This is a genomic window from Acidiphilium sp. (assembly GCF_049977125.1).
Classification (GTDB): domain Bacteria; phylum Pseudomonadota; class Alphaproteobacteria; order Acetobacterales; family Acetobacteraceae; genus Acidiphilium.
Window position 1 is genome coordinate 1 of sequence record NZ_JBMFGY010000351.1, and the last position, 1,724, is coordinate 1,724.

Genomic DNA, 1,724 nt, shown 5'->3' on the forward strand with positions numbered 1-1,724 from the left:
TTACTTCATGGTCAAGCAATAGGGCGAGCCATTCAGCGTGATCGAGGCTGGTCGTTTCGGGTTGAGCCGCGAGATCCTTGAACCCCTTGGCCATTCCGTACAGACCGAGATCATGGAGTTGGTCGAGAGTTGGGTGGGTAAGCATGGCTGATCCTTTCAATGAAAATAGCCGGAACCACGGAGGTTGCCGTGGTTAATGACCGCCTGCGGCTCGCTCGCCGCAGCGGTTGAACGATCGAGCTTGTTGGCCACGATCGACGCGAGACTTTTGTAAGTGAACGCACCGATCGCGACCGCGCGGTCGGCCACGGCTTCGGCGCGATCATGTTCGAGGTCCTTGAACAATCGGAGAATCCCAAGGCATGTCCTGAACCCTTGTTCCGGGTGCGGCCGGCTGGCGAGGATGGCTATGACCAGCCCTTCCGTGTTTGGGCCGATCGAGGCGCCCCAGCGACGGAACCGTTCCGGCGTCCATTCGGCGTAACGCCGGTGTGCGCTCGGCATGTGCTCGGTATGGGTGCCGTGCTTTTTGCCGCTGTATCGCCGCTGATGAACCGCGACGCGCTTGCCTTGATGAAATATCTCGATGCCACGCTCGGTCGCGCGGGTATCGACCTGCTGGCGGATCAATTCATGCGGCACCGAGTAGAAGAAGTCGGAGACCTCGACGTGATAATCGAGTGCCACCCGGGCCAGGCCCCACTCCGCGAACTCGTATTCGGCTGCTGGTAACGCTGAGAGCGCGGGGCGCTCGATCGTCTCGAACAGATGCCGACGACTGACGCCAAGGCGGCGCATGACATAGTCATTGATCCGGTCGGCCATCCCGGTGATCGCCAGGTTGGCTTCGGCCAGCGAGAAAAAGGTCTGGCGCCGCAACCGACCCAAAATGTAGCTCTGCGCAAAGCGGACTCCGGCTTCCACTTTAGCTTTATCCCGCGGACGATACGGGCGTGCCGGAAGCACACCAACCCCGTAATGCGACGCCATACGGCCGTAGCTGCGGTTGATCTCGGGGTCATAGAAGGACGGCTTGTTGACACCGGACTTCAGATTATCCGGCACGATCAGGCGTGTAACACCACCAAATTTTCGGAACATGCGGACGTGCGCGCCAATCCAGTCCGGCAGCGTTTGAGTCCACGTCGCCTCCGCATAAGTGAAACTCGACGCGCCAAGGACGCCGACGAAAATCTCAGCTTCCCGAACCTCTCCGGTTGCCCCATCGACAATGCCAATCCTTTTGCCTGAATAATCGACGAAGACTTTGTCACCAGCACGATGTTCTTGGCGCATCACCGGTGATAGCCGGGCCTCGAATTCCCTAAACAACTCACAAAATCGGCTGTATCCGAACCCAGCCGGATGCTGCTCACGGTATTCCTCCCAGAGCACCTGCAGATTGACCCCAGGCCGCTTCAATTCGCAAACCAGATCACCCCAGGCAGGCTCGGTGCGGCGCCGAACGCCGCGCTTGTACCCACTGTGTGCGAACAGCCGCTCCTCGAGCACAGCATCGGACAGCTCGGTTGGCACCGGCCACGCCAACCCCGCCTCCTGAGCACGCTTCAGGTTGTCCTGGATCGTACTGCGCGCCACGCCGAGCATCCGCCCCATCTCGCGGGCACTGATGCCCTCGCCGGCAAGCCGTAACATCTGTCGTATCTGGCGCATCGTCAGCTCTCTCTTTGCCGGCATCCAATCCTCCTCGTGGTTGATCACGA

Annotated in this window: 1 protein-coding gene; it reads right to left on the reverse strand. The window is 60.2% G+C overall.

What is annotated here, in order from left to right:
• Window positions 1-156: 156 nt before the first annotated feature.
• The gene (gene istA, locus ACP5E6_RS18980) at window positions 157-1,674 is read right to left on the reverse strand and encodes an IS21 family transposase (protein ID WP_427957041.1); all 1,518 of its coding nucleotides are present in this window, start codon (window positions 1,672-1,674) and stop codon (window positions 157-159) included.
• Between the last annotated feature and the right edge of the window lie 50 nt (window positions 1,675-1,724).